This window comes from Prevotella sp. KH2C16, assembly GCF_900113305.1.
GTDB lineage: Bacteria > Bacteroidota > Bacteroidia > Bacteroidales > Bacteroidaceae > Prevotella.
In genome coordinates, this window is sequence record NZ_FOOW01000021.1 from 26,875 (window position 1) to 52,440 (window position 25,566).

Genomic DNA, 25,566 nt, shown 5'->3' on the forward strand with positions numbered 1-25,566 from the left:
TAAAATCGGCGAAATCATGGGGCAAAATCGGCGATTTTGTCCCACAATCTCGCCGATTTTGTCATTCAGATAACGGCCTTTAGTCTTATGAAAGAAAACGGGAGGATTCTCTTGCGAGAACCCTCCCAAATTCAAATCAAACTTTATTTAGTCTGAAGCAAGTTATGATCAGTTTACTGCCACGATGTTCCACTGCCCCGTAATGTCGTTCAGGTAAAACTCGTAGGTGCCTGCCGGCACGGTAATGTTTTCCGTTCCTGTCGGTCCGTAGTACACATCACCCACGGCATAGTCCTTGGTCGAGCCCCAACTGGTGGCCCAGTCGTGGTTCGCGCGGAACTTCAGACCGCCGGCAGAGGGAATTGTGGCACGCACATACCAGTTGTGCGGGGCACTGGGCCGCTGGGTCATGTCGATCTCGCTGTTGTTGTCGGTCTTCCATCCGTTGAAGTCGCCGATGATGCTTACCGCCGAATAGGTGGCGGGAGCCTGGTTGCCGAGCTTCGTCCAGCTGTAGCTCAGACTGTTCATGTCGACGGTCAGCGTCCAGAACTCGTTCTGCGACGGAGCCGCAAACGACTGGGCATCCTTGTTGACGAGACTTCCGGAAGCATCGGTGGCACCGTCTACGGCCGTACCGAAGGCTTTGTCCCAGTTACCAAAGTCGCCGCCTTCCCAGATCTTCAGGTCCCAGGCTCCGTTCCATTTCGTGGTATAGGAGTAGGAATTGCCTCCCTGGGCATAGAACATGCACGACATATCCGTCTGGCTCCAGCCCTGCAGGTTGCCCACGATGTAGTATTTGCTCTCTGCGCGGGTGATGGTGTAGGTGAGGTTCTTCATGTCGAGCGTGATGTTGAAGGTGCCCTTACCCTCGATGGTGGGAGTCTGAACGCCGCCCGTATACAGCGGGTCGTTCGTGTAGACCAGGAAGTTAGGCGTGGTGGCATCGCCGTTTTCGGCACATCCCATCTGTCCGCTGTTCACCTTGTCCCAGTCAGCGTTGTCATACAGGGAGCCCGCATAGAACTTAAACCAGTTGCTTCCGTCATTGACGGTGGTAACCTTCGCCGTGAAGGTTCCGTCTCCGTTGTCTTCCATCCAGAGAGGAGTAGGCAGGTTCCAGCCCACATTCTCGAAGTCGCCGAGCAGGAAGTAGCCCTTGCTGTCGATGGCAGGAGTGGGGGCGGGAGTGAAGCTTCCGGTAGTGGTGGCCCCCTCGGCAGTAAAGGCGTCGCCGTTCTCCAAGTTGATGCTAACCAGCGACTTCACCTCCAATGGGCGTGCCACGGCCGCACGGCTATTGTTCTGCTTCTCGATGAACTTTGCGAGCGTTGCGGCATCCACGGTGATGTAGTTGCCACTGACGGTGCCTTCTATCTCCTCGCCGTTCACGGTGAGGCCCTTCAAGGTATACCCGGCCACGCCGGAGTTGCTGGTCTTGATTTCAACGAGCTGGATGACCCCGTCTTCATCCGGCATCACGGCCGTTGCCTCGGGACCGTTGCTGAAAGTTACGCCATAGGCAGCGGCAGCCTCTTCCGGGCCATAGGCCTGAGGCGATGCCCAGTCGTCGTAGTCGCCGTTGCAGCCGGCAAGCCCGAAGGCTGCCATGGCTGCTAAGCTGTATAATAATGTCTTCTTCATTTTCTTTTCGTTTTAATTATTTCACTTCACCCGTACCGGTGTCAAAACTTACATAGAGACGCTGTCCGGCAGAACACTGGATGCTGTAGTTGTCAGGATCCGGCTTGGCGGGAACGGCCTTCTCGCGTGCTCCCTGCGACCAACTATCCGGAATGTCAAAGTCGCGATAGTAGACCGTGGTGCCCTTATAGAGCGTGAACTCCGTGCGCCACCACTCGTAGGTTCCCACCTTGATGTAGGCGCGGAGCTCGCCCGACTGCGTGAACGCAGGCGATATCCACTGCCCGGTCTGGTCAGCAGGAGTCGTGCAGGCCAGCGATGCATCTGCGTCGCCCCAGTTGTTCATAGCGTTGCCGATGACATAGACCTTGCCGGGATATACCGTGAGATCATACTGTATGGACTTGCCCACGATCTCTCCCTTGAAGTGGAGCGTATACCATCCTCCGTTCTTGAAGGTGATATTGCTGTTGCCGTCGGCGCTCTCGCTGATTTCCGCGTTTGCATTGTCTTGAACGCTCTGCAGGCGGTTGTAGCCGCGCCAGTCGTTCTCGAAGGTGCCCCATTTAAGCTGTCCGTCAGCCGGAACATAGACAATCGTGTAGTAATTGCCGCTGAGGCCATATACTTGCGGAACCACCTGCCATGAGGTCCAGGGCGTGCCGATGGATGAGCCTACCACATAGAGCTGGGTCGGCAGCTCGGCAGCAGGAGCCACATAGTTGGCCAGGGTCTTCTGCAAGGTGATGGTGTTACTGTAAGTCTGTCCCAGGCCGCTTGTCCCGTCGAGCACGGCACGCAGTCGGATATAGATGGGCTTGACCTCGTTAGGATAGTCGGTATCGGGGTTTGCCTCCTGGAAGAGCTCCACCACGGCATTGTTCAACTCGCTGGCATCCACGGCCATCTTGGCCGTAGTGTAGGAAGTTGGCAACTCCTTGTGGGCCACGGTGGTGTCGTTCAGGAAAGCGGCATTGTCGGAAACCTGAACATAGTATCGTGTAGCATACGGCACGCCTCCGTAGTTCGGCTGCGAGCAGGTAAGGGTTACCGTCTCGGCATTCGCCAAATCATATGTATTGTTGGCTGCGTTGGCCGGCGTGTTCAGGACGAATCCTTCTGAAAGATGGCTCAGGTCCAGAGTCGGGTTGCTGTCGCGGTCTTCCTCACAGGAGGTGAGACCGAAGCTGACCATGGCAATCATGGCGAACAGCCAACCTATATTAAATATTCTCTTTTTCATATTTCGTTAAAATTTTAGAATTTCTAATCTTGGCTATCTGCATATATCACTTGCCATATCCCGGGTTCTGAGTCATGTTGGGGTTACCCGCAAGGTCGTTGGCAGGGATGGGATAGAGATTGAAGTGGGAGTCGATACCCGTGCCGCCGGCTACGCCGCCCTTGAAGTCCCAGCGGTATTTGCTGCCCGTGAAGAGGTCGAAGCGCACGAGGTCGGAGCGTCGGCGACCCTCCATATAGAACTCCTTGCACCACTCGTCGATGAGCACCTGGTCGGTGATAGAGGTGTGAGCCACGGTATGGGCACGGTCGGTGAGCATCTTGAGATCGGCAAGAGCCGGGCCTGTCTGCCCCAGCCGATACTGGGCTTCGGCGCGCGTGAGGTAAATTTCAGCAAGGCGGAAGAGCGGGATATCTGTATCCGAGAAGGTGCGGTTGTGGGCAGCACCGTTGTTGATGCGCTGGTTGGACCACTTAACAATGGACGCTCCGTTCAGGAAACCGGTAATCTGCTTGCCCGGGCTGAGCGTGCGGATGCCACCGCCTACACCCATATAGAACATGGCGCGGTCGTCGCCTGCGGCAGCGATGACATTCGTCGTTGTTACGCCAAGCGCGTTATCCTTTGCGATAACCTCTGCCTCGGTGGGTTCCTTGAGTGCATCTCCGGCTGCTGCCATTGGGATATTATCGTTCGGGAAGAACTTCTCCACGAGGTCCTTGCGGGCGAAGTTGCAGCTCCAGTAGTTGTCGGTATTGGCATAAGGCATGCCTGAGATGCGCATGGAGCTCACGAGATAGGTAGAGCCGGCATATTCCCGGGTCTTCTCCCCGTCCTGACGGATGGGGAAGATAATCTCCTTCATGGCCTGTGTATTCTCGTCGTTGTCGCCCATGAACACCTGGGCATAGCCCGAGAAGCCATTCGTGGCCGTGGTAGAAAGGGCATAGGCTCCGCTGTTAAGAATCTTGTCGCAATAGTCCTTGGCCTTCTGGTAGTCCTTGGTGGCTCCGTCGGTATAGACGGCGGAGTTCAGGGCCAGGCGGGCATGAAGGGCATAAGCTGCGCCTTGGTCGGCCCGGCCGAAGCCCGTCTTGCTGTTATAGGTGCCCGCAGGTTTTAGGATTCCCTCTATCTCGGTAAGCTCCGTGTCAATCCAGTCGTAGAGTTCCTTGCCGCCTTTCTCTACTGGAAGCTCTCCGCTGAAGGTGTCCTTGAAGGGAGCTTTATGGAAAAGGTCGAGGAAATACCAGTAGTGGAGGGCACGGAGGAAGCGCACTTCGGCGATAATATCCTCATCCAGTTTGCCAGTCTGGTCATAGATGAACTGGTTGTAGAGGGTTACATCGTAGGCAAGACGCTGGTAAGCCCAGTTCACACGGGTGGAGCTTGAGTTCCAGGCGATGTTGGTAAGGGCGGGGATGTCTTCATTATCCTGCCATGCCCAGATGCACTCATCGGTGCAGAGTTCCTGGAGATTGAAGACGGTGCGATAGAAACCGCTCTCACCTTCGTCGCCACTTATATCGGCTTTGCCCGCAGGGCCGGCCTGTCCGGTCAACCCGAGGGTGGCATATTGCTTTGCAAGCAGTTCGGTTGCATCGTATGACTGAGAAGACCGCGGGTCGATAGAAGAGAGGTTCAGGTCATCGGCGCATGAGGCCATTCCTATCAAGAGAAGACCGAAAGCTGCTGTTTTTATCATTGTTTTTTTCATTGTTCTTTTCCTCCAAACTTTAGAAGTTAAGGTTCAGTCCGAGCTGGAAGCTCATTGGACGGGGATATGGATTGCTGTCTATGCCGCTCGAAACTTCGGGGTCGATACCGTCATACTTGGTAATCATGAACGGGTTTTGTGCGGTAAAGTATATGCGCCCCGAGAAATACGGGGTATCGTTATAGGTCAGCAGGGCCGGGAAAGTATAGCCGAGCGTGATATTGGTACACTTCAGGTAAGAGGCATTGCGAATGAAGTAGTCGCTCAGGTAAGGGTTGTTTACCGTTGTTCCCGTAAACCCTAAGGCAATTGCTTCTGCCGAGGTGTTAGAGAACGCCGAGTTGTGGTAGAGACCCGAACTGGATATGGAAGCCTTGCTCGACAGGAAGTCATAGTAGACATAGTTGCCGATGGCCGCATGGAAAGCTGCGCTCAAGTCCCAGTTCTTGTAGATGAACTTGGTGGTAAGACCCATGATGACAGGAGCGGCCGGACTCTTGTAGTAATAGCGGTCGCCGTCGTTAATCTGGCCGTCGGCATTGCGGTCTACATAGAGGCCTTCGATAGGTTTGCCGGCCTTGTCATAGACTTGCTGGTAGACGAAGAAGCTGCTCGTGGGCTGTCCTACCTTGTGCCTCTGCACCTTGGTGTTATTGCCTCGGGAAATCTTATCACCCGTCCATACCCAGTCCTGGGCACCGGCTTTCAGCTCGGTAATCTCGTTTTTATTCCAACCTATATTATAGGTTACATCCCATGTGAAGTCTTTCGTTACGATGGGCTTGACATCAAACGAGAGCTCAAGGCCATAGTTTTTCAGCGATCCTATGTTCTGCAACTGCGTATCGCCGAAAGCTGTGCCTGCGGGAACACTTACGGTAGCAAGCAGGTCGGAGGTCTTACGATAGTATCCGTCGAGGTTGATTACGAAGCGGCCGTTATAGGCACTGAAGTCAATACCCGCGTTATAGGTCGTGGTTTTCTCCCAAGTCAGCTTGTCGTTGTAGTTGTTCGGGCGAACCGTATAATAGTAGGTGTCGCCGAAAGGATACTGGGCGTAAGAGTTACCACGCACATAGAGCGGCAGATAATAGAAGTCGTCGATGCCGTTCTGCTGGCCGGTCTTACCCCAGCCCAGGCGGAGCTTCAACTCGTCGAGCCAGTTCACATCCTTGAGAAACTTCTCGTTGCTGATCTTCCAGGCAAAGGCTGCCGATGGGAAATAGCCCCACTTGTGTCCTTTGGCAAAGCGAGAGGATCCGTCGGCACGGAAGGTTGCCGTAATCAGATAGCGGTCGAGGAGGTTATAGTTCAGGCGGCCGAAGTAAGACACGAGCCCATTGCGGCCGGGGTACTGCTCTTCTGAGCGAAGAGTTGGGTCATGCGCCTCGCCGGTAGCCAAGTCTGTGCCTTGTCCTTCCTTATAGCCACTCCTGTGATAATGGCTGTCCTCGGCACCTGCCATGATGTCCACCCCGTGGTCTCCGAACTGATGCTGATACTGGGCATAGGCACTTCCTACGATGCCGTATTTCCAATGGCGTTCAATACTTTGCCATCCATAGTAGTTGTTGCTGTAAGAGTAGCGCGAGATGTTTTCATCCTGGCTGGTTGCCGTATACTGTGCACCGAGAGAAGCGTGGATTCTCAAATCCTCGAAACCGTGGATTTTATAGTCCATTTCTATGTTGCCGCTGAAGTCGTTGGAGTTGGCCACGGTGTGCTTGTCATTGAGCAACGCCAGCGGGTTTTGCGGAGCGTTGGAGTTGGTTGTATACTTCCAGCTCTTATCACTGAAGTTCGCATTGAGAAGGTTTTGATACCAGCCGCCCGTAAATCTATAGTTCGCGTCCGACATCCTGACAGGACGCGTCGGGTCGATGGACAAGGCTGCGCCTATTGCGCCGCCGGCATCGGCATAGCGGTCTTTCTCATACATGTACTTCGCCGTGATGTTGAAGTTCAGATGGCCGTCAAGCAAAGTCGGAGCCAGGTTTACCGATACATTCGTACGGCGCATCCAGCTGGTCTTCACGATACCGTTGGAGATGTTGTAGCCTGCGCTCACGCGATAGGGCATATTCTTCAGACCGCCGCTCATGCTGATGCTATGGTTGGAGGAAATAGCCGTGCGGAAGATCTCGTCCTGCCAGTCGGTGTCGCCATTGCCGAGCAGGGAAGCGTCGAGTCCGTTGATGGTTCCTACGAGTTTCTTGTAGTCGGCCGCATTCAGAACATCATATTTTTTCTGGATCATAGACATCGTAACATCTCCGTTATAGTTGAATTTGGGAGCCGATCCGGCGCGCCCTTTCTTCGTCGTGATGATGATTACGCCGTTGGAAGCACGGGAACCGTAGATGGCTGTGGCCGAAGCGTCCTTCAAAACGGTGAAAGTCTCAATGTCGTTAGGATTGATCATCGCGAGGATGTTACTCATACCCTTAAGGGTTTCGCTGTCGATGACCAGTCCGTCTATCACATAGAGCGGGTCGTTGCTGGCATTCAGCGAGGCTCCGCCACGGATGCGAATCTGTGCGCCGGCACCCGGAGTTCCTCCTGCTGTCTGCACATCCACGCCGGCAACCTTGCCGACGAGCATGTCGGAGGCGTTGTTCGTAATACCTTTAGACAGGTCGTCCGGCTTCATAGCCGTAACCGAACCTGTAAGATCTTCCTTCTTGGCATGACCATAACCGATGACCACGACCTGTTCCAGCGTCTTGGCATCATCCTGCATGGTGATGACCACATTCGGACTTGCAGTAGCGGTAGCGGTCATGTACCCTATATAAGATACGGTGAGCGTTGCGCCCTGATCAGCCTTGATGGAGAAGTTACCGTCGATGTCTGACACCGCTGCCGCCTTACCGCCTACGCTGATGGTGGCACCGATGACAGGCTCGCCGGTAGCATCTTTGACATGCCCGTTGACAGTGATACTCTGTGCAAAGGCATTGACTGAAAGGATGAGCCCGCAAACTATTGCAAGCATCCTTAGAGGCATAGTGATTTTTACCTGCTTCATCATTTTTTTGATTTAATTAGTTAGCTATACAGTTGTTAATTTTATTATTTTCAGTTAGTTGGAGCCTATGAGCCAGTAAGGGTTAGTCAGTTTTAGGTTAGTGGCTTAATGGCTTTTTCTGTCTCTTATTAAGAAACTTTCACGCTGCAAATTTAACTTGTTTAGCGATACATTATAATTTTTTTTACTGAAAAGCGTTATTTATAGCGTGCAAACGATTGCGCAATTAAAATGCAATTAATAGAAAAGGTAACCGCCGACTGTTTCTGTGGTTTCATTATCTTTGCATCGAGCTTAAAACAAAACCTGATGAGTGAATCTACACCTATTACGATGAAGGATATTGCCAGGGAATTTGGCGTCTCCGTGGCAACGGTGTCGCGTGCGCTCAATGACAACAGGCGCATCAGTGAACCCATCCGCAAGGCCATTCAGGCTTATGCCGTGGAGCACAGTTTCTATCCCAATGTCATCGGCGAGCAGCTGCGGCATTCAAAGATTAAGAATACGCATATCATCGGTGTCATCGTCCCGCAGTTCGCCCATTATTATTTTGCGACGATTCTTAGCGGCATTGAAGAGGAGGCCAATGCCCGCGGCTATAACATCATGGTGGCCCAGAGCAACGAGAAATATGAGCGCGAGGTGGAGATCTGCCGCAACTTCTATAAGAGCAGGGTGTGCGGCGTCATCGTCTCCCAGGCCAAGGACACGATTCGCTATGACCATTTCCAGCGGCTCATAGACAATGGAATCCCCATCGTTTTCTATGACAGAATCTCCACGGGAGTGGAGGCTTCACGCGTCGTGGTGGATGATTACATGGGTGCCTTCACGGCCGTGAGCCACCTCATAGCTACGGGTTGCCGGCGCATAGCGTTCTATGGGGCCCCGCTTACATTGGAGATTTCCAAGAACCGGCTCAACGGATATAAGGACGCCTTGTTGAAGCATGGCATCAAGATCGACGATAGCCTTATCCGCTATTGCGACAACCGTGCTGACGCCGAGGCCATCACGCCACAGATACTTGAGGCGGGAAACAGGCCCGATGGTTTCTTCGCGGTGAACGATGATACGGCAATCGGCATCCTGTATACGGCCAAGCGCATGGGGTTCAGGGTGCCTGACGATATCGGAATCTGCGGATTCACCAACGGCTACCGTGCCATAGCCTGCGACCCGATGCTGACCACGGTCGAACAGCGCGGCTTCCAGGTGGGCGAGGAGGCGGCCAACATTCTCATTCAGCAGGTGGAAGGCCTGATTCCGAAGAGCAAGGTGGAGCGCCGGGTGGTGCGAACCAAGCTCATAGTGCGCGGCACGACCAAGGAGTGAGCTGGCTTTTATCCCGGTGAAGGGATACGGATATATGAGATAATAACTAAGAACAAACAAGTAAGATATATGAACAAGCAGAAACCTGATATGAAGTTCTGGGGTCTATGGAACCTCAGCTTCGGTTTTTTCGGCGTGCAGATAGCCTATGCGCTGCAAAGTGCCAATGTCTCGAGAATCTTTGCCACTCTGGGGGCTGACCCCCATAGCCTGAGCTACTTCTGGGTGCTTCCCCCGCTGATGGGCATCATCGTGCAGCCGATAGTGGGCACGCTGAGCGACCGCACCTGGACGCGCTTCGGCCGGCGCATACCTTATTTATTTATAGGGGCTGCCCTGGCAGTCCTCGTCATGTGTCTGTTGCCCAATGCGGGGTCTTTCGGCCTTGCCGTAGGGGCAGCGATGATCTTCGGCCTCATTGCGCTGATGTTCCTCGACACCTCGCTCAACATGGCGATGCAGCCTTTCAAGATGCTCGTGGGCGACATGGTGAACGAGAAGCAGAAGGCCAAGGCCTACAGCATTCAGAGCTTTCTGTGCAATGCGGGCAGCGTGGTGGGGTTCATCTTCCCGTTTCTCTTCACCTGGCTGGGCATACAGAATGTGGCGGCCGTCGGCGAGGTGCCCGACTCGGTGAAGTGGTCATTCTATATGGGGGCGGCCATTCTCATCCTCTGCGTCATCTATACTGTCGCGAAGGTGCGGGAGTGGAAACCGCGGGAATATGCCGAGTATAATGAACTGACGAATGATGATTTCGAGGATGATATTAAGGCATGGTATGAGCAGAAGTGGCAGAACTCTTCGCTGCTGAAGTTGTTGCTATTGCGCTTTAAGTTCACCTATTGGCTGGAGAATATGATGGGTAACAACTGGATTGTGAAGTATTTTAAGTTCTTGAATTCATGGGTTTACCTGCTTTTCCACGCTCCCTCCACCTTCTGGAAGGTGGGTCTGGTGCAGTTCTTCTGCTGGGCGGGCATGCTGTATATGTGGAACTACACCCCCGGAGCGATCGCCGAGATAGTATGGAACACCACCGATGCCAGTTCGGCAGCCTTCCAGGAGGCCGGCAACTGGGTGGGTATACTCTATGCGGTGCAGGCTATGGGCAGCGTGGTATGGGCAGCCCTGCTCCCCAGTTTCAAGAATACCAAGGTGGCTTACTCCGTGAGCCTTGCCATCGGCGGCATCGGCTTTGCCATGGTTCCGTTCCTCCACAATCCCTACACCCAGTTCATTGCCTTCCTGCTCATCGGCTGCGCCTGGGCTGCCATGCTGGCCATGCCCTTCACCTTCGTTACCAACGCCTTGCAGGGCTACGGCCACATGGGAGCCTATCTGGGGCTCTTCAACGGCACGATCTGCCTTCCCCAGATTATCGCAGCCCTTCTCGGCGGCATCGTACTGTACCTCGTGGGCAGTCATCAGAGCACGATGATGATCGTGGCCGGCGTGCTGTTCTTGTGCGGAGCCTTAGCCGTAACCTTCATCAAGGCGGAAAAGGCATAGGATATTTGTGCTCCGGGCGGCGGCCTGTTGCCGTTGCCATGGGTTGTTGATACGGGTGGCTTGCAATGCTCCGCATGTCTTCAGATGAATTACAAGCCGTTTGTAACAGGATTACCAGTCGTTGGTAATGGCGTTACCACTTACTGGTAATGTGATTACCAGCGGCTGGTAACATTATTACCACTTACTGGTAACAACCTGGTAAAGCGCAGTCCTCGCCCAGGCTCATTGCCTTGGGATGTTTTTTTACTGCTTTCTGCGGGTGCTGTTTTCTTGGTCGATAAGATTCTTTTTTGTATTTTTGCATCATGAAAAGCTTTATCTGTAGTTTGGCGTTCCTGTTGGCAGCCTTGCCGATGCAGGCACAGAAGGAGTTTCACGGCGACGGCATCGACGACTATCTGCGTTTCATGCCTGTGGCATCGGTCTATGTGCTCAAGGCGAGCGGCGTGGAGAGTGTCTCGTCGTGGAAGCGTCTGCTGGTGAATTCCGCAACCTCCATAGCCCTTTTCAGCGGTGTGGTCCATGGGCTGAAGCAGTCGGTGCACAAGTGGCGGCCCGACGGCACCGACCGTCGTTCTTTTCCTTCAGGACACACGGCGATGGCTTTTGCCGGAGCCACCATGCTGCATAAGGAGTTCGGTCGAGTGTCGCCGTGGATCAGCGTGGCGGGATATGGGGTTGCCGCCCTTACGGCCGCCGACCGGGTGCGCCGTAACCGCCACGACTGGGACGATGTGGCTGCCGGTGCTGCCATCGGCATCGGGGGCACTCTGCTGGGCTACTGGCTCGGCGACAAGCTGACTGGCGAGCGGCGCAGGTGCGATGTGGCTCTGACGGGCAGCGGAGTGTGCTTCGTCTATCGGTTCTAATTGCCGGGAATTGCTGTAATCCGTGGTTGCGCAATCGTTTGCATAAAACTTTTCCGTCTTTGCATACCCTCGCTATGCCTCGTGTAATAATAATTACTAACTTTGAACCAAATTTATTAACCAAAACATATGAACTTGAAATTTAATATCGGCTACAAGACCGTATTCGGTGAGGAACTGGTCCTTAATGTAGTTGATAACGATAAGCCGGGAGGCGCTAAGGAGTCGCAATACAGGATGAGCACGGTGGACGGCGAGCACTGGGTGTGCCAGATGAACCTTGCCAAGAGCCAGGCTCCGAAGGTGCTCCGTTATTACTTCAGCGTGCACCGGGCCGGCGTGCAGGGCCGCCATGAGTGGAAAACCATGCTCCATACCCTGGAGCTCACCTCGCACAGGGCCGACTTCTATAACCTTTTCTGCCGCTGGGCCGACATTCCCGAGGACTCCTATCTCTACAGCTCGGCCTTCACCGACTGCATCAACCAGTGTCGCATCAGCGGCCTGAGGTCGTCTGACTTCAAGAAAACCGTGCGCATCCAGGTGCGTGCCCCTCAGCTCCGCAAGGGCGAGAAGCTGGGCATCGTGGGCTTAGGCGACAGGCTCGGAAACTGGAGTATCACCCGGGCTCTTCCCATGACGGAGCACAACTACAATGAATGGGCGGTGGACCTCGATGCCGACGACTATCCCCAGGGCAGGCTGGAGTTCAAGTTCGTGGCCTTCAGCGAGGAGGGCGATACAGCCCCGATGTGGGAGGACGGCCTGAACCGTACCATCGACCTGCCGTGGATGAACGAGGGCGAGCTGGTGAGCTACGACCTCACGCAGGCCTTCTTCCCGCTCTACAACGAGAAGTTGGCCGGGACGCTGGTACCGGTGTTCTCACTCCGCTCAAGGAAAAGCTTCGGCGTGGGCGACTTCGGCGACCTGCGCATGATGATAGACTTCGTGGCTTCCACCCATCAGCGGGTGCTGCAAATCCTGCCCATCAACGACTCCACGACCACCCATACCTGGACCGACAGCTATCCTTACAGCTGCATCAGCATCTTTGCGCTCCACCCGCAGTATGTGGATCTCCACCAACTTCCCGGACTCAAGGACGAGCAGCTGAGGGCAAAGTTCGACAGGGAACGCGAGGAACTGAACGCCTTGCCGCAGATAGACTATGAGCGGGTGAACACAGCCAAGCTCGCCTATCTCCGCATTCTCTTCGAGCAGGAAGAAGGGCGGGAGATGATGAAGAGCGCCGAGTTCAGGAAGTTTTTTGCCGAGGCGGAGAGCTGGCTGGTGCCTTATGCACAGTATTGCACCCTGCGCGACCGCTATGGCACGGCCGATTTCAACACTTGGAAAGACCATCGCGTGTGGAACGAGGACGACCGCAGGCAGCTCTCCAATCCGCGCTCGAAAGCCTATGCGGAGGTCTCGTTCTTCTACTTCGTCCAGTTCATCCTCAACACTCAGATGCAGGGCGTGCACGAATATGCCAGGTCTAAGGGCATCATCCTTAAGGGCGACATCCCCATCGGGGTAAACCGCAACGGCTGTGATGTATGGAACGAGCCCAAATACTTTAACCTCAACGGGCAGGCGGGCGCGCCTCCCGACGACTTCAGCGTGAACGGTCAGAACTGGGGCTTCCCCACTTACAACTGGGACGAGATGCTCAAGGACGACTGTGCGTGGTGGGTGCGCCGTTTCCAGAGCATGTCGAAGTTCTTCGATGCCTACCGCATCGACCATGTGCTGGGCTTCTTCCGCATATGGGAGATTCCCGTGGAGGCCGTCCACGGCCTGCTCGGGCAGTTCGTGCCGTCGCTTGCCATGAGCCGTGAGGAGATAGAGGCCTATGGACTTCACTTCCAGGACGACCTTTTCCTGAAACCTTTCATCGCCGACTGGGTGCTCGATCGCGTCTTCAGGGAGCATACACAGGAAGTGAAGGACACCTATCTGAACCATGTCCACGACGACATCTGGGAGATGAAGCCGGCGTTCGACACACAGCGAAAGGTGGAGAAAGCCTTCGAGGGAAAGGACACCGATAAGGATATCTGGATTCGCGACGGGCTCTATGCGCTCATCAGCAATGTGCTCTTCCTCCGCGACCGTAAGAACCCGGAGCTCTTCCACCCGAGAATATCCGCCCAGTTCGACTTCACCTACGAGGCTCTCTGGGACAGCGACAAGGCCGCGTTCAACCATCTCTATAACGACTATTACTATCGCCGCAACAATCATTTCTGGTACAGCGAGGCCATGAAGAAACTGCCGAAGCTCGTGCAGGCCACGCGTATGCTTGTCTGCGCCGAAGACCTCGGCATGGTTCCCGACTGCGTGTCGTGGGTGATGAACGAGCTTCGCATCCTGAGCCTTGAGATTCAGAGCATGCCCAAGGACCCCTCCGTGCGCTTCGGACATCTCTCGCGCAACCCCTATCGCAGCGTGAGCACCATCTCCACGCACGACATGCCGACCCTGCGCCAATGGTGGGATGAGGACTATGAGCGCGCCCAGGCTTACTATAACAGCATGCTCCACCGTGGAGGAGCCGCGCCTCACCCGCTTCCCGGATGGCTCGCCCGCGACATCGTGAGCCGCCATCTCTCATCGCCGTCGATGCTCTGCGTGCTGAGCATCCAGGATTGGCTTGCCATCGACGAGGACCTCCGGCTGGCAGACGCCAATGCAGAGCGCATCAACATCCCGGCCAATCCCCGTCATTACTGGCGCTATCGCATGCACCTCAACCTCGAGGACCTGATGGAAAACAAGGATTTCAAGCAGAATATCACAGAACTGGTGCTACAGTCCGGAAGAAGTTAATAACCTTGCCTTTCCTCCGAGAAGAGGGAGGGCTGTCCATATTGAATACTGATTTATGAGAAAGATTGCATTATTCCTTTTCGCAATGCTATTGCCCGCCATGGCAATAGCACAGGAGGTGAAGTCTCCTAACGGGAATGTCGTGGTAACATTCAAGGTCGACAACGGTCGGCCTTGCTATCTTGTTGATTACAAGAACAGGCCCGTAGTGAAGAAAAGCTATCTTGGCCTTGAACTGGCCAAGAACAGGAATGCCAGCAAGCGGCTTGAGGAAACCGACCTGATGGACGGCTTCCAGGTGGCGAAAAGCGAGGCATCCACCTTCGATGAGATATGGAAACCGGTATGGGGCGAGACCGCCACCATCCGTAACCACTACAACGAGCTGGCCGTAACGCTGAATCAGACGGCTACGGGGCGGAACATCATCATCCGTTTCCGCGTCTACGACGACGGCATGGGACTGCGCTATGAGTTCCCGCAGCAGGCAGCCCTGAACTATTTCATTATCAAGGAGGAGCATACGCAGTTTGCCATGGCAGGCGACCACACGGCATGGTGGCTGCCCGGCGACTACGACACTCAGGAACAGGAGACACAGGAAACGAAGCTTTCCGGTATCCGCGCCCGCTTCAACGACGCCGTGAACTGGAACAACTCGTCGGTGTCGGTCTTCTCTCCGACAGGTGTCCAAACTGCTCTCCAGATGCGTTCTGACGACGGCTTGTACATCAACATCCACGAGGCTGCCTGCATCAACTATGCCACGATGCACCTCAACCTCGACGACAAGAACATGGTCTTCGAGAGTTGGCTTACTCCCGATGCCACCGGCCTCAAGGGTTGTCTCCAGACTCCGTGCACGACGCCATGGCGCACGGTGATGGTCAGCGACGATGCCCGCGACATGTTGTCCTCCAATCTGATACTGAACCTCAATGAGCCGTGCAAGATTGAGGATACCAGCTGGATTCATCCCGTGAAGTATTGCGGCGTGTGGTGGGAGATGATAGTGGGCAAAAGCTCCTGGAGCTACACCGACCAGTTCTCCTCCGTAAGGCTGGACAAGGTCGACTGGGCCAAGGCAAAGCCTAATGGGCGGCATGGCGCGACGATCGAGAATGTGAAGAAATACATCGATTTTGCCGCTGCCAACGGCCTATCCGAAGTGCTCGTAGAGGGCTGGAATGTAGGCTGGGAAGACTGGGCAGGCTGCTGGAAGCAGGATGTCTTTGACTTCGTTACCCCATATCCGGACTTCGACATCAAATATCTGAACGACTATGCCCACTCCAAAGGGGTAAAGCTGTTGATGCACAACGAGACTTCCTCGAGTACCATCAACTATGAGCGGCACCTTGAGGACGCGCTTAACCTGATGAACAAATACGGCTATGATGCCGTTAAGACAGGCTATGTAGGAGACATCATTCCCCGTGGCGACCACCACTTCAGCCAGTCGATGAACAATCATTATCAGTATGTGGTGGAGCAGGCAGCCAAGCATCACATCATGGTAAACGCTCACGAGGCTGTTCGCCCCACCGGACTCTGCCGCACATGGCCAAACATGGTGGGCAACGAGAGTGCCCGCGGTGGCGAATACGAGGCCTTCGGGGGAAACCAGCCGGGGCATACCGTGATTCTTCCGTTTACCCGTCTTCAGGGCGGACCTATGGACTATACGCCCGGTATATTGGAAACGCAGCTCAAGACATGGTCTGACAATACGAGTTCCGTCCACTCCACGCTGGTCGGCCAGCTGGCTCTTTATTTGGTAATGTACAGTCCCCTCCAGATGGCAGCCGACCTGCCGGAGAACTATGCGAAGTATAACGATGCCTTCCAGTTCATCAAGGATGTGGCCGTAGACTGGGACGACTCCAAGTATTTAGAGGCGGAGCCGGCGGATTACATCACCGTGGCCCGCAAGGCTAAGGGCACCGACAACTGGTTTATAGGAGGAAAGTGCGACGAGAACGGGCATAAGTCTACAGTCAAACTCGACTTCCTCGACAAGGGGCGCAAGTATGCGTGCACCATTTATGCCGATGGCAAGGACGCTCACTACGAGAAAAACCCTAAGGCTTACACGATTACCAAGCGTACGGTGAAGAAGGGTGATGTCCTGAAATTGCAGGAAGCACCCGGCGGAGGGTTTGCCGTTAGCTTAATGGCAAGGTAAACACCTGGCTTAATGCTTTATAAAATGAGAATACTGTCTATCTCGATCCTCATGACAATGGTTTCTTTGTTGGGCCATGCCCAGTCTATGGACACCATGGCAGTAGACTATACCTGGCAGGTGGATTACACTTTCAAGGGCACGGACTTCTTTCTATGCGCACCCAACAAGGGCAAGCATCGTCCCTTGCTGAGACTCTACCGGTACGGCTTGGGAGGTAAACCCATCAGGACGGTAAAGATGAACCAAATGGAAGACAACGGCTGGATGGCCAATGTGAAGGGCGACCTGAAAGGTTTGTTCTATACCTTTGATGTGGTGGGCGATAGGAAGCATTGGGTGGAAACGCCTGGAATCTTTGCCAAGGCGGTGGGCGTGAACGGTAACCGCGGAGCCATTATCGACATGGCGGAGACCAATCCCGAAGGATGGGAAAGCGATCGTCGGCCGGAGCTGAAGTCGCCGTCCGACCTCGTAATCTATGAGATGCATCACCGAGACTTCTCCATCGACGCCTCGTCGGGCATCGTCCACAAGGGCAAATTCCTTGCGCTCACCGAGCCGAAGGCCATTGCCCATCTGCAGGATCTGGGCATCAACGCCGTGCATATCCTGCCGTCTTACGACTTCGGGTCGATAGACGAGAGCCGTCTCGACCAGCCTCAGTATAACTGGGGGTATGACCCCGTGAACTATGATGTGCCCGAGGGTTCTTACAGCACTAATCCCTATGACCCCTCCACACGCATCCGAGAGTTCAAGCAGATGGTGCAGGCTCTTCATAAGGCCGGCATCCGGGTCATTCTCGATGTGGTCTACAATCACACATACGACATTACCCACAGCAATTTCCAGCGCACCTGGCCCGACTATTTCTACCGCAAGAAAGCCGACGGCACTTACTCCAACGGCTCGGGCTGCGGCAACGAGACGGCCTCTGAGCAGCCGATGATGCGCGAATTCATGATAGAATCGGTGAAATACTGGGCTACGGAATACCATATCGACGGCTTCCGCTTCGACCTCATGGGCGTGCACGACATCGAGACGATGAACCAAATCCGTGCCGAACTCGACAGCATAGACCCCTCGATATTCATCTATGGAGAGGGATGGAGTGCCGGCAGCTGTGCCTATCCTGCCGAGAAGCTCGCCACGAAGGCCAACATCAGCCGTATGCCGCGCATCGCCGCCTTCAGCGACGATATTCGCGACGCCTTGCGCGGTCCGTTCTCCGATGACCACAAGGGTGCTTTCCTGGCGGGTATTGCCGGTGAGGAGGAGAGCCTGAAAGCAGGTATTGCGGGCATGATAGCCCACCCCCAGGTGGATTATAATAAGGTGAACTATTCCAAGAAGCCGTGGGCGGCCGAGCCTACGCAGATGATCAGCTATGTGAGCTGCCACGACGACATGTGCCTGGTCGACCGTTTGCGCACCGAAATGCCGCAGATTACGACCGAGGAACTGATTCGCCTCGACCTGTTGGCTCAGACCGCCGTCTTCACTTCGCAGGGCGTGCCCTTCCTCTTGGCGGGCGAAGAGATGCTCCGCGACAAGAAAGGTGTGCATAACAGCTATAATTCTCCGGACGAAATCAATCGTCTGGACTGGCAGAACCTTGCCCGTTACCCGCAGGTCTTTGCCTATTACAAGAACCTCATACGGCTGCGCAAGAACCACAAAGCCTTCCGCATGGGCGACGCCGAGACGGTGCGCCGCCATCTCCACTTTCTCCCGACAGAGCCTTGTCTGGTCGGCTTCTATATCGACGGCAGGGAAGTGGGCGACAGCTGGAACCGCATCGTCGTCATTCTCAACTCCTCCAAGGAGTCTCGCGAGGTCGCTATTCCCGAGGGAAGCTATACTGTGGTCTGCTGCGACGGCGTGATCGACGAGACCGGCAACGAGAAAATAGAGGGTGGAAAGGTGGTTGTAGACCCGCAGTCAGCATTGATAATACACAATTGATATGAAAAAGATATTCCTGATATTCAGCTTGTTTCTAAGCGTGGTGTCGGTAAGTGCACAGGTAAAGATAAGCCGCGTGGAGCCTGCTTTCTGGTATGCGGGCATGAAAGACGCCTCGCTGCAGTTGATGGTCTATGGCAAAGGCGTCCGCACGGCCGATGTGGAAGTAGACTATCCGGGCGTGCGGGTCGACTCGATCGTGCGTCTCGACTCTCCTAACTATCTCCTGGTCTACCTCAACCTGCAGGGAGCACAGCCCGGAACAATGGCGCTCAACTTCAAGAACGGCGGCAAGAGGGCCAGGATGAAGTATGAACTGCGCCGGCGCGAGATGGCCGGCGAGGAGCGCAGGGGCTTCGACAATACCGATGTGCTCTATATGTTGATGCCCGACCGCTTTGCCAACGGAAGTTCTCAGAACGACCAGCTCAAGGGCATGAATGCCTATGTCTGCGACCGCACACAGCCCTCCCTCCGGCACGGAGGCGATCTGGAGGGCATCCGCCGGCATCTGGACTACTTCAATGAGCTGGGCGTTACGGCCTTGTGGCTCACTCCGGTGCTGGAAAATAATTCGCCCGATGCCAACGGTTACTCCACCTATCATGGCTATGCCACTACCGATTACTACCGCGTAGATCCGCGTTTCGGTACCAACGAGGACTATGCCCGCCTCGTCGGGGAGGCGCACGCGAAGGGTCTGAGGGTGGTGATGGACATGATTTTCAACCATTGCGGCTTTGAGCATCCGTGGGTGAAGGATATGCCTTCCAAAGACTGGTTCAATACGCCCGAGTGGCTCTCGGAGGTGCAGGATGCCACCGACAGCGGCCTGGACCGCAACACGGGAATGGCAAGCGGAGCGTCGGCCCAGACCTCGAAATACCTCCAGACCTCCTATAAGCTGACGCCCGTGCTCGACCCGTATGCCTCCAAGGTCGACCTTCGGGAGACCGTAGACGGATGGTTCGTGCCCTCCATGCCCGACCTCAACCAGCGGAATCCTCATGTCATCAAGTATCTCATCCAGAACTCGGAGTGGTGGATAGAGACCGTGGGCATCGACGGCATCCGCATGGACACCTATCCCTATGCCGACCGCGAGGCAATGTCGCTCTGGCTGAAAACCCTCGACAGCGAATACCCCAACTTCAATGTCGTGGGGGAGACTTGGGTAACGGAACCGGCCTATACGGCCAGTTTCCAGAAAGACAGCCGCCTGTCAACGGACAATAGTTATCTGAAGACGGTGATGGACTTCAGCTTCTTCGACAAACTCGACAAGGCCAAGCGTGAAGAAACGGATGCCTGGTGGAACGGACTGAACCGCATCTACAACAGTCTGGTCTATGACTACCTGTACGAAGACCCGTCGCATGTGCTGGCGTTCATCGAGAATCACGACACCGACCGATTCCTCGGCAACGGACAGGACACGCTGGCATTGAAGCAGGCCTACGCCCTCCTGCTCACCATCAACCGCATTCCGCAGCTCTACTATGGCACGGAGGTGCTGATGAAAGGCACCAAGGAGGTTACCGACGGCAATGTGCGCAAGGATTTTCCGGGAGGATTTGCGGGTGATAAGCACGACTGCTTCACCCCGCAGGGTCGCTCGGAGGCCGAAAACGCCATGTTCTCATGGCTGAGCCGACTGCTCCATTGGCGGCAGGGCAACCCCTTGGTCACCAAGGGGCGGCAGACGCAATTCATCCCGTGGAAGGGAGTTTATGTCATTGCCCGCCAGTATGAGGACAGGACCTCGCTGACCATTCTCAACGGAACGACCCATGACGCCGTCCTCGAGGTGAAGCGTTACGCCGAGGTCATAAGGCCGGCGCGCAAGGCGGTGGATGTCATCACGGGGCGTGAGGTCGACCTCGGAGCTAACCTCAGCTTGTCGCCTCGACAGACGCTGATAGTTGAACTTCAGTAGTTTGTCGGCTAGTTATATGAAGTGGGGATGCCGGGACTTTCTTGTTCTGGCATCCCCGCTTCTTTGGCAAGAGAGCGGGTCGTAATCCGTAACATACGCTTGAGAGTTTCCCATGCAGGGAGTCGTGCCCGAAGGAGTATTCCTCCCTTTGGCTATTTGCCGTTGGCAGTTTAACAAAATCGGCGATTTCGTCCGACAATCTCGCCGATTTTGTTCCACGATTTCGCCGATTTTGTCGGGAGGCTTGCCGCCTATGTGAAAGGGGGAGGCGTCTCCCCATCCTGCTCCTTATTCTTTTCCATTATCGGACAAATGGTTTCCCAAGGTTGGAAAACTTGCCGGAAATACCTACAAATAGGTATTGTGAAGCCTTGGAAAATGTTGTAATTTTGCATCGGTAATTAAATTCAAGAATATTAAAATCTTTAAACATTAAACGAAATGATGAGAAAATTACGATGTGTAATCTTCACTCTGCTCGTTACCATGACAGCCATGGCTCAGGATACGGATGCCATGCTGTTTGGTGATGTGAAGAGTAAGGTAACGGGAAAGCATATTCCTTATGCGAAGATTCAGGTAAAAGGAACCAAATTGACGGCCATGTGCGACAAGACGGGCCACTTCCAGATGCCAAATCTGCCGCTGGGCAAGCAGACCATCGTGGCCAGTTGCATAGGCTATGAGAGCGAGGAGCGCGAGGTAATGATGCAGAGTGGCAAGGGCTCGGAGGTCTATTTCCTGTTGGATGAGGACGAACGGGAGTTGAATCAGGTGGTGGTAACGGGAACGAGAACCCAGCACTATCTGAAGGATGTGCCTATCCGCACGGAGGTGCTGACCTCAAGAGCCATCGTAAACAAGAATGCCAAGAACCTCTATGAGGCACTCGAGGGAGTGCCGGGCATCCGGGTGGAGCAGCAGTGCCAGTTCTGCAACTTCTCCATGGTGCGCATGCAGGGACTCGGCGCAGAGCATACGCAGGTGCTGGTAGACGGTGAACCTATCTATTCGGGGCTGGCCGGAGTCTACGGTCTGCAGCAGTTGGGTACCAATGATGTCGACCGTCTGGAAATCGTGAAGGGTGCGGGCTCGGCCCTTTATGGCAGCAGTGCCGTGGCCGGAGCCATCAATATCATCACCAAGGAACCGTCGTTTGAGCCGGAAGTAAAGGCCGACCTGCAATTTGGCAACTGGGGATACAAGAACCTGAATGCGTCGGCCTCGATACGCAAGAACGATATCGGACTGAATTTCTTTGCGCAGCGTACGGAGAGCAACGCCATCGACGATACGGGCGAAGGCGATACCCGCGACGAGGTGAAGAAGAAAGACGGCGTGTCGGACAAGGTGGAGGCAACCCTCACGAATGTGGGTTTCGGCGTGTATTTCTTCAATCCCTTTGCCAAAAACGACAAACTCGTGTTGCGTGGGAAGGTGATGGAAGAACAGCGTGCGGGTGGTACGCTCACCGATGATCTTTTCCGTAATCCTTTCTCGCAGGGCACGGAGAACATCAGGACAAACCGTCTGACGGCCGACATAAGCTACAAGCTGCCCGTCGGGAAAAAGTCGGAGCTGGATATCGTGGCGGCCTATGTGTACCACAAGCGTAACGCTACCAACGACACTTTCTTAGGCGACTATATGGCATCTCATAACGATGAGAAGCCGGATGTGGAGGATATGCGGCCTTATATAGCAAAGGAAAACACCCTGACCCCGTCTGTTACTTTCACTTCCCGTCTCGGCAACCACACCTTGCTGGCAGGCGTGCAGGGCTATTTCACCCGTCTTCGCGAGACCGGTCTCTACTGCATCAACGACAAGAAAGACCCGCTTAACGGAACAGCCTATACCTCTATCGGAAAGAAGCATGCCAGCGAGTTCGGCTTCTTCCTGCAGGACGAGTGGAACATATTGACGAACCTTTCGGTAGTACCCGGCCTGCGCCTCGACAGCCACCACTCCGGCGAGGAGTATGAGTCGAGCGAGAAAGTGTATGACGGCACCTTCCCGAAGACCAGCTTCCATGAGACCTCTTTCAATCCGCGCCTTGCGTTGAAGTATGAGGTTACGCCCTCGTTTGTATTGCGCGCCAATTTCGGTACCGGATTCCGCGCTCCTTATGGATTCTCGGAGGACTTACACTTGTGCAGCGGTTCCCCTCGTGTATGGAAATCGTCAGATCTGAAGGGTGAGCATTCTATGAGTTATAACCTTTCGGCCGACTACTACGGCTCGAAGGTGCAACTGAGTGTCAACCTCTTCCGTACGGACTTGAGGGACAAGATTGAGTTCCGGCCGGCCGACGAGGAAGTGAAACGACTGGGTTATACCTATCAATGGGAGAATATTGACGATGCTTATGTGCAGGGCGTGGAGCTCGGCGTGAAGTGGAATCCGTTCAAGGACTTCAAGACGGGATTGAGCTGGACCTTCAATCAGGGCAAATTCAAGCATGAGCGTGCAGACTGGGCCGGCACGGAGTATGCCAAGGCCAGCAAGAACATATCTCGCTTCCCGGCTATGACGGGCGACCTGAGTCTCGAATATACGCCCGGTACTTGGACTTTCAGCCTCACAGGCTCGTTGCAGGGTAAGATGTATATCGACTATATGAAGGACGATGAGGTGGCGGAGAAAATAAAGAAGACCAATACCTTCATGCTCTTCAATGCCCGTGTGGCCAAGAGATTCGGCGACTTTACCGTTTATTGCGGAGGCAAGAATATCTTCAGCTACCTTCAGGACGAAAAACATCTCGACAACGCAGCCTTCATGTATGCTCCGGTTTACGGCGCCACCTGGTATGCAGGCGTAAGTATTGATATATAAGACACGATTTCCGCCTTCAGGATTTTCTGTCTTGAAGGCGGATTTTTATTACTTTAGGAATCTCTGAAGATTGATAATATGTCGTTTTTTTTCAATAAATAGTCTCATGCGAATAGGCAGGATTTTTCGGGATTTAAGAGAATTTGTGCGCACACAATTGATGTTTTCTGGTCTTTTATTTGTTTAGTTGCTAAAAAATATTTACCTTTGCATTCGCAAATATGATAAAAGCCTTGGGCGCGAAACAGACTGGCTAGGCAGTTTAAGGTAATGCAGAGGATAACAAAAGGTTTTCGAGGCGGCTCTGGTGAGTCGACTCTGTTTGTATGAAAAGGATTGTTTTAAAAGGATACAAGTTTATATATATAATGAGCAAGTTAATTAGAGTTTTTGGCTTGGTATGCGCATTGTTGGCATGCACAAGCCCTGTTAGTGCAAAAAAGTTTTATCTATTGACATCTTCCGTGATGTCCAATCAGCTGAAATTTAGACAGACTTCCGACTTTACATGGGAGATGGATATCCCGGCAACCTACCCTTGCGTAGGGGCAGGCACCAATTGCAACGAGGGTTTTAAGTTTATTGTGGGCGATGATGAGGGCTATACCTATGAGCCGGGGGCAGCTTACTCGTTGAATACGAATACGCTTAGTGGCGGTACTTTCGTGAAATCAGCGTCGAAAAGAGAACCATGGGCGGGCTGGAATCCGGCAAAAAGCTGGGAAGTATGCACCACTTCGAAGACTCAGCTGAACCCGTATAACTATACGGCGACGGAGAATCCGATTGTGATGGATGGGTATTTCACAATCAAGGTGGTTCAGAACAACCAGCAGGATGCGGAGAATTCCACATACAGCTATACCTTCGAGCATCATCCGGAGGCGCGTGTGGCTTATGCGGCGACCAATATCGACGAGCCGTCTGCCTACACGACGGCGCAGCACACCACCTTCTTATATGCTCCGAGGGAGAGCAACGGCCGCTATTCGAACACTTATTCTGGAAAACTGGCGATAGAAACGCAGAAGCCGACGACGGATCCCGGCGGTGTCTATCAGGCTCACAACGGATTGTTCCTCTATACTAATATAAATGAGGCATATGCTGACAGATACGATGCCGACCAGCCGTGGCTCATGAAGAAGGCGCAAGACGACATCAGCAAGGTGTCTAATAGCTTGGGTACTCGGGGCATAAGCGGCGATGACAAGAATCTCTTCCAGAATGGAGGAAACTTCGAAGCCCCGTTTTCTGGCTCCTGTGAGATATCCACGACATTCTTCTATGGCAAGAACAATCACGGCTATATGGAGGAGGCACTTAGTGAGAGCACCAGCGAACCGTTGGTCGGAGCAATCCGAACCTATAGCACCGACAGGCCAATGAAGGAGCGTTACAATGTAAAAACCTATATCGCAACAGGATATGACACGGAGCGCAAATCCTTCATCCTCAAGAAATTGAACTACGGCTACATACCGGCCGGTGTCGGAGTGGTTCTTTACACCGACGACGAGACCGTCGATATCCTGCGTCCCGATAATGATGCGGTCTATGAGGGAAAGGCCGCCACGGCCGGAGAAGTTGAGGCACGCTATGGGAAAAACTATCTGGTCCCCACGCTCAAGCAGACTTCTGTCAGCACTTACAGCTACAAACCTGGTTCTGTATCAGAGGCGGAGTTCGTCAATTTCTTCCTTGCCAAGCTAAAAAGTGCCAAGGATTATAATGAGAAAGACTTCGGTGCGACGAACTACTGGGGCTTCTTCAGCGTGCTGAATACTCAGTATAGCAAGGCTAACCGTGCCTATCTGCACTATCCGTACACAAAGAAGGACGACCGGAACTTTGAGATGCCGGGCACTAATATTGTGCACCTGCTCGTAGACGAGACCTCGGCCGGAGCCAAGGGCGCTCCCTATATTTTCGTAGACGATGATTCCGAGACCACGGGCATCAGCGATATTCCGGCTGCTACGACAAAAGCGAACGACGGCTATTACTACTCTTTGGACGGCCGTTGCGTGCAGAACCCGCAGAAGGGCATATATATTCAGAATGGTAAAAAGTATATTTTTAAATAAGGAAAGGCAAGCAAATGATGAAGAAAGCATATATTACGCGAGTTCGGGATAAGATTACCATGCAAATAGCTCTAATTGTCTTGATTTCTCCACATGCACTGGCAGCGCCTCCGGCTTGTTGTCAAAGAAACAGTAGGCCGCGAGAGCCGAGCATAGGTTCATCATAAAGTTGTGTATGGACCGGTGTCGTGAATGCACGAGGTTGGCCTTGTTCTTGAGCAATTCGTTGATACACTCGATGATGTACCTTTTTCTGAGCATGATCTTGTCCCACATGGGCATGAGCTTATTCTTCATGTTGGCCTTGAGGCCATGCACGAGATGGATGCCCTGGTCGAAGAGATGCTCGAAGAGTGCCTT

The 25,566-nt window shown here is 53.9% G+C and carries 14 protein-coding genes; 9 read left to right on the plus strand and 5 right to left on the minus strand.

Annotated elements, in window-relative coordinates; genetic code table 11:
• Positions 1 to 168 precede the first annotated feature (168 nt).
• From BM114_RS11530 to BM114_RS11545, 4 genes are read right to left on the minus strand one after another with little or no spacing between them, the layout of a single operon-like run.
• Positions 169 to 1,647: an Outer membrane protein SusF domain-containing protein gene (locus BM114_RS11530; protein WP_092113573.1), complete on the minus strand. Its 1,479-nt coding sequence runs from the start codon at positions 1,645 to 1,647 to the stop codon at positions 169 to 171.
• A gap of 16 nt (positions 1,648 to 1,663) precedes the next feature.
• Positions 1,664 to 2,890 carry a SusF/SusE family carbohydrate-binding protein gene (locus BM114_RS11535; RefSeq protein ID WP_092113575.1) on the minus strand — a complete coding sequence of 409 codons (1,227 nt, stop codon included), beginning with the start codon at positions 2,888 to 2,890 and terminating at the stop codon, positions 1,664 to 1,666.
• A 46-nt stretch (positions 2,891 to 2,936) separates the two neighbouring features.
• Positions 2,937 to 4,607 carry a starch-binding outer membrane lipoprotein SusD gene (susD, locus tag BM114_RS11540; protein WP_092113577.1) on the minus strand — a complete coding sequence of 557 codons (1,671 nt, stop codon included), beginning with the start codon at positions 4,605 to 4,607 and terminating at the stop codon, positions 2,937 to 2,939.
• A 19-nt stretch (positions 4,608 to 4,626) separates the two neighbouring features.
• Positions 4,627 to 7,635, minus strand: coding sequence for a SusC/RagA family TonB-linked outer membrane protein (locus BM114_RS11545; protein WP_092113594.1), 3,009 nt, complete (start codon positions 7,633 to 7,635; stop codon positions 4,627 to 4,629).
• A gap of 309 nt (positions 7,636 to 7,944) precedes the next feature.
• Here BM114_RS11545 and BM114_RS11550 point away from each other — a divergent pair, with 309 nt between their 5' ends.
• The 9 genes from BM114_RS11550 (at position 7,945) to BM114_RS11590 (ending at position 25,206) form a co-directional block, all read left to right on the plus strand.
• Positions 7,945 to 8,973: a LacI family DNA-binding transcriptional regulator gene (locus tag BM114_RS11550; protein WP_092113579.1), complete on the plus strand. Its 1,029-nt coding sequence runs from the start codon at positions 7,945 to 7,947 to the stop codon at positions 8,971 to 8,973.
• Between the two features lie 69 nt (positions 8,974 to 9,042).
• Positions 9,043 to 10,485 (plus strand): MFS transporter, encoded by a 1,443-nt coding sequence (locus BM114_RS11555; RefSeq protein ID WP_092113581.1) that lies wholly within the window; start codon positions 9,043 to 9,045, stop codon positions 10,483 to 10,485.
• A gap of 308 nt (positions 10,486 to 10,793) precedes the next feature.
• On the plus strand, positions 10,794 to 11,357 hold the full coding sequence (locus BM114_RS11560; protein WP_092113583.1) for a phosphatase PAP2 family protein: 564 nt from the start codon (positions 10,794 to 10,796) through the stop codon (positions 11,355 to 11,357).
• 129 nt (positions 11,358 to 11,486) lie between these two features.
• Positions 11,487 to 14,189, plus strand: coding sequence for a 4-alpha-glucanotransferase (locus tag BM114_RS11565; RefSeq protein ID WP_092113585.1), 2,703 nt, complete (start codon positions 11,487 to 11,489; stop codon positions 14,187 to 14,189).
• A 55-nt stretch (positions 14,190 to 14,244) separates the two neighbouring features.
• Positions 14,245 to 16,374, plus strand: coding sequence for a glycoside hydrolase family 97 protein (locus tag BM114_RS11570; protein WP_092113586.1), 2,130 nt, complete (start codon positions 14,245 to 14,247; stop codon positions 16,372 to 16,374).
• A gap of 24 nt (positions 16,375 to 16,398) precedes the next feature.
• Complete coding sequence (pulA, locus tag BM114_RS11575; RefSeq protein WP_369808425.1) at positions 16,399 to 18,345, plus strand: type I pullulanase; 1,947 nt, start codon at positions 16,399 to 16,401, stop codon at positions 18,343 to 18,345.
• A gap of 1 nt (position 18,346) precedes the next feature.
• The gene (locus BM114_RS11580) at positions 18,347 to 20,281 is read left to right on the plus strand and encodes a glycoside hydrolase family 13 protein (protein WP_092113588.1); all 1,935 of its coding nucleotides are present in this window, start codon (positions 18,347 to 18,349) and stop codon (positions 20,279 to 20,281) included.
• 444 nt (positions 20,282 to 20,725) lie between these two features.
• A complete protein-coding gene (locus BM114_RS11585) occupies positions 20,726 to 23,119 on the plus strand; it encodes a TonB-dependent receptor (RefSeq protein WP_092113599.1) in 2,394 nt (797 codons plus the stop codon).
• A gap of 467 nt (positions 23,120 to 23,586) precedes the next feature.
• Positions 23,587 to 25,206, plus strand: coding sequence for a hypothetical protein (locus BM114_RS11590; RefSeq protein WP_092113591.1), 1,620 nt, complete (start codon positions 23,587 to 23,589; stop codon positions 25,204 to 25,206).
• A gap of 54 nt (positions 25,207 to 25,260) precedes the next feature.
• Here BM114_RS11590 and BM114_RS11595 read toward each other — a convergent pair.
• Positions 25,261 to 25,566 (minus strand): transposase (locus BM114_RS11595; RefSeq protein ID WP_218151489.1); only part of this gene is annotated, 306 nt, incomplete at its 5' end.

Coding starts and splice junctions, on each gene's coding strand:
- BM114_RS11530 (WP_092113573.1), bottom strand. CDS start 1,647: ATGAAGAAGACATTATTATACAGCTTAGCAGCCATGGCAGCCTTCGGG.
- BM114_RS11535 (WP_092113575.1), bottom strand. CDS start 2,890: ATGAAAAAGAGAATATTTAATATAGGTTGGCTGTTCGCCATGATTGCC.
- susD (WP_092113577.1), bottom strand. CDS start 4,607: ATGAAAAAAACAATGATAAAAACAGCAGCTTTCGGTCTTCTCTTGATA.
- BM114_RS11545 (WP_092113594.1), bottom strand. CDS start 7,635: ATGAAGCAGGTAAAAATCACTATGCCTCTAAGGATGCTTGCAATAGTT.
- BM114_RS11550 (WP_092113579.1), top strand. CDS start 7,945: ATGAGTGAATCTACACCTATTACGATGAAGGATATTGCCAGGGAATTT.
- BM114_RS11555 (WP_092113581.1), top strand. CDS start 9,043: ATGAACAAGCAGAAACCTGATATGAAGTTCTGGGGTCTATGGAACCTC.
- BM114_RS11560 (WP_092113583.1), top strand. CDS start 10,794: ATGAAAAGCTTTATCTGTAGTTTGGCGTTCCTGTTGGCAGCCTTGCCG.
- BM114_RS11565 (WP_092113585.1), top strand. CDS start 11,487: ATGAACTTGAAATTTAATATCGGCTACAAGACCGTATTCGGTGAGGAA.
- BM114_RS11570 (WP_092113586.1), top strand. CDS start 14,245: ATGAGAAAGATTGCATTATTCCTTTTCGCAATGCTATTGCCCGCCATG.
- pulA (WP_369808425.1), top strand. CDS start 16,399: ATGAGAATACTGTCTATCTCGATCCTCATGACAATGGTTTCTTTGTTG.
- BM114_RS11580 (WP_092113588.1), top strand. CDS start 18,347: ATGAAAAAGATATTCCTGATATTCAGCTTGTTTCTAAGCGTGGTGTCG.
- BM114_RS11585 (WP_092113599.1), top strand. CDS start 20,726: ATGAGAAAATTACGATGTGTAATCTTCACTCTGCTCGTTACCATGACA.
- BM114_RS11590 (WP_092113591.1), top strand. CDS start 23,587: ATGTCCAATCAGCTGAAATTTAGACAGACTTCCGACTTTACATGGGAG.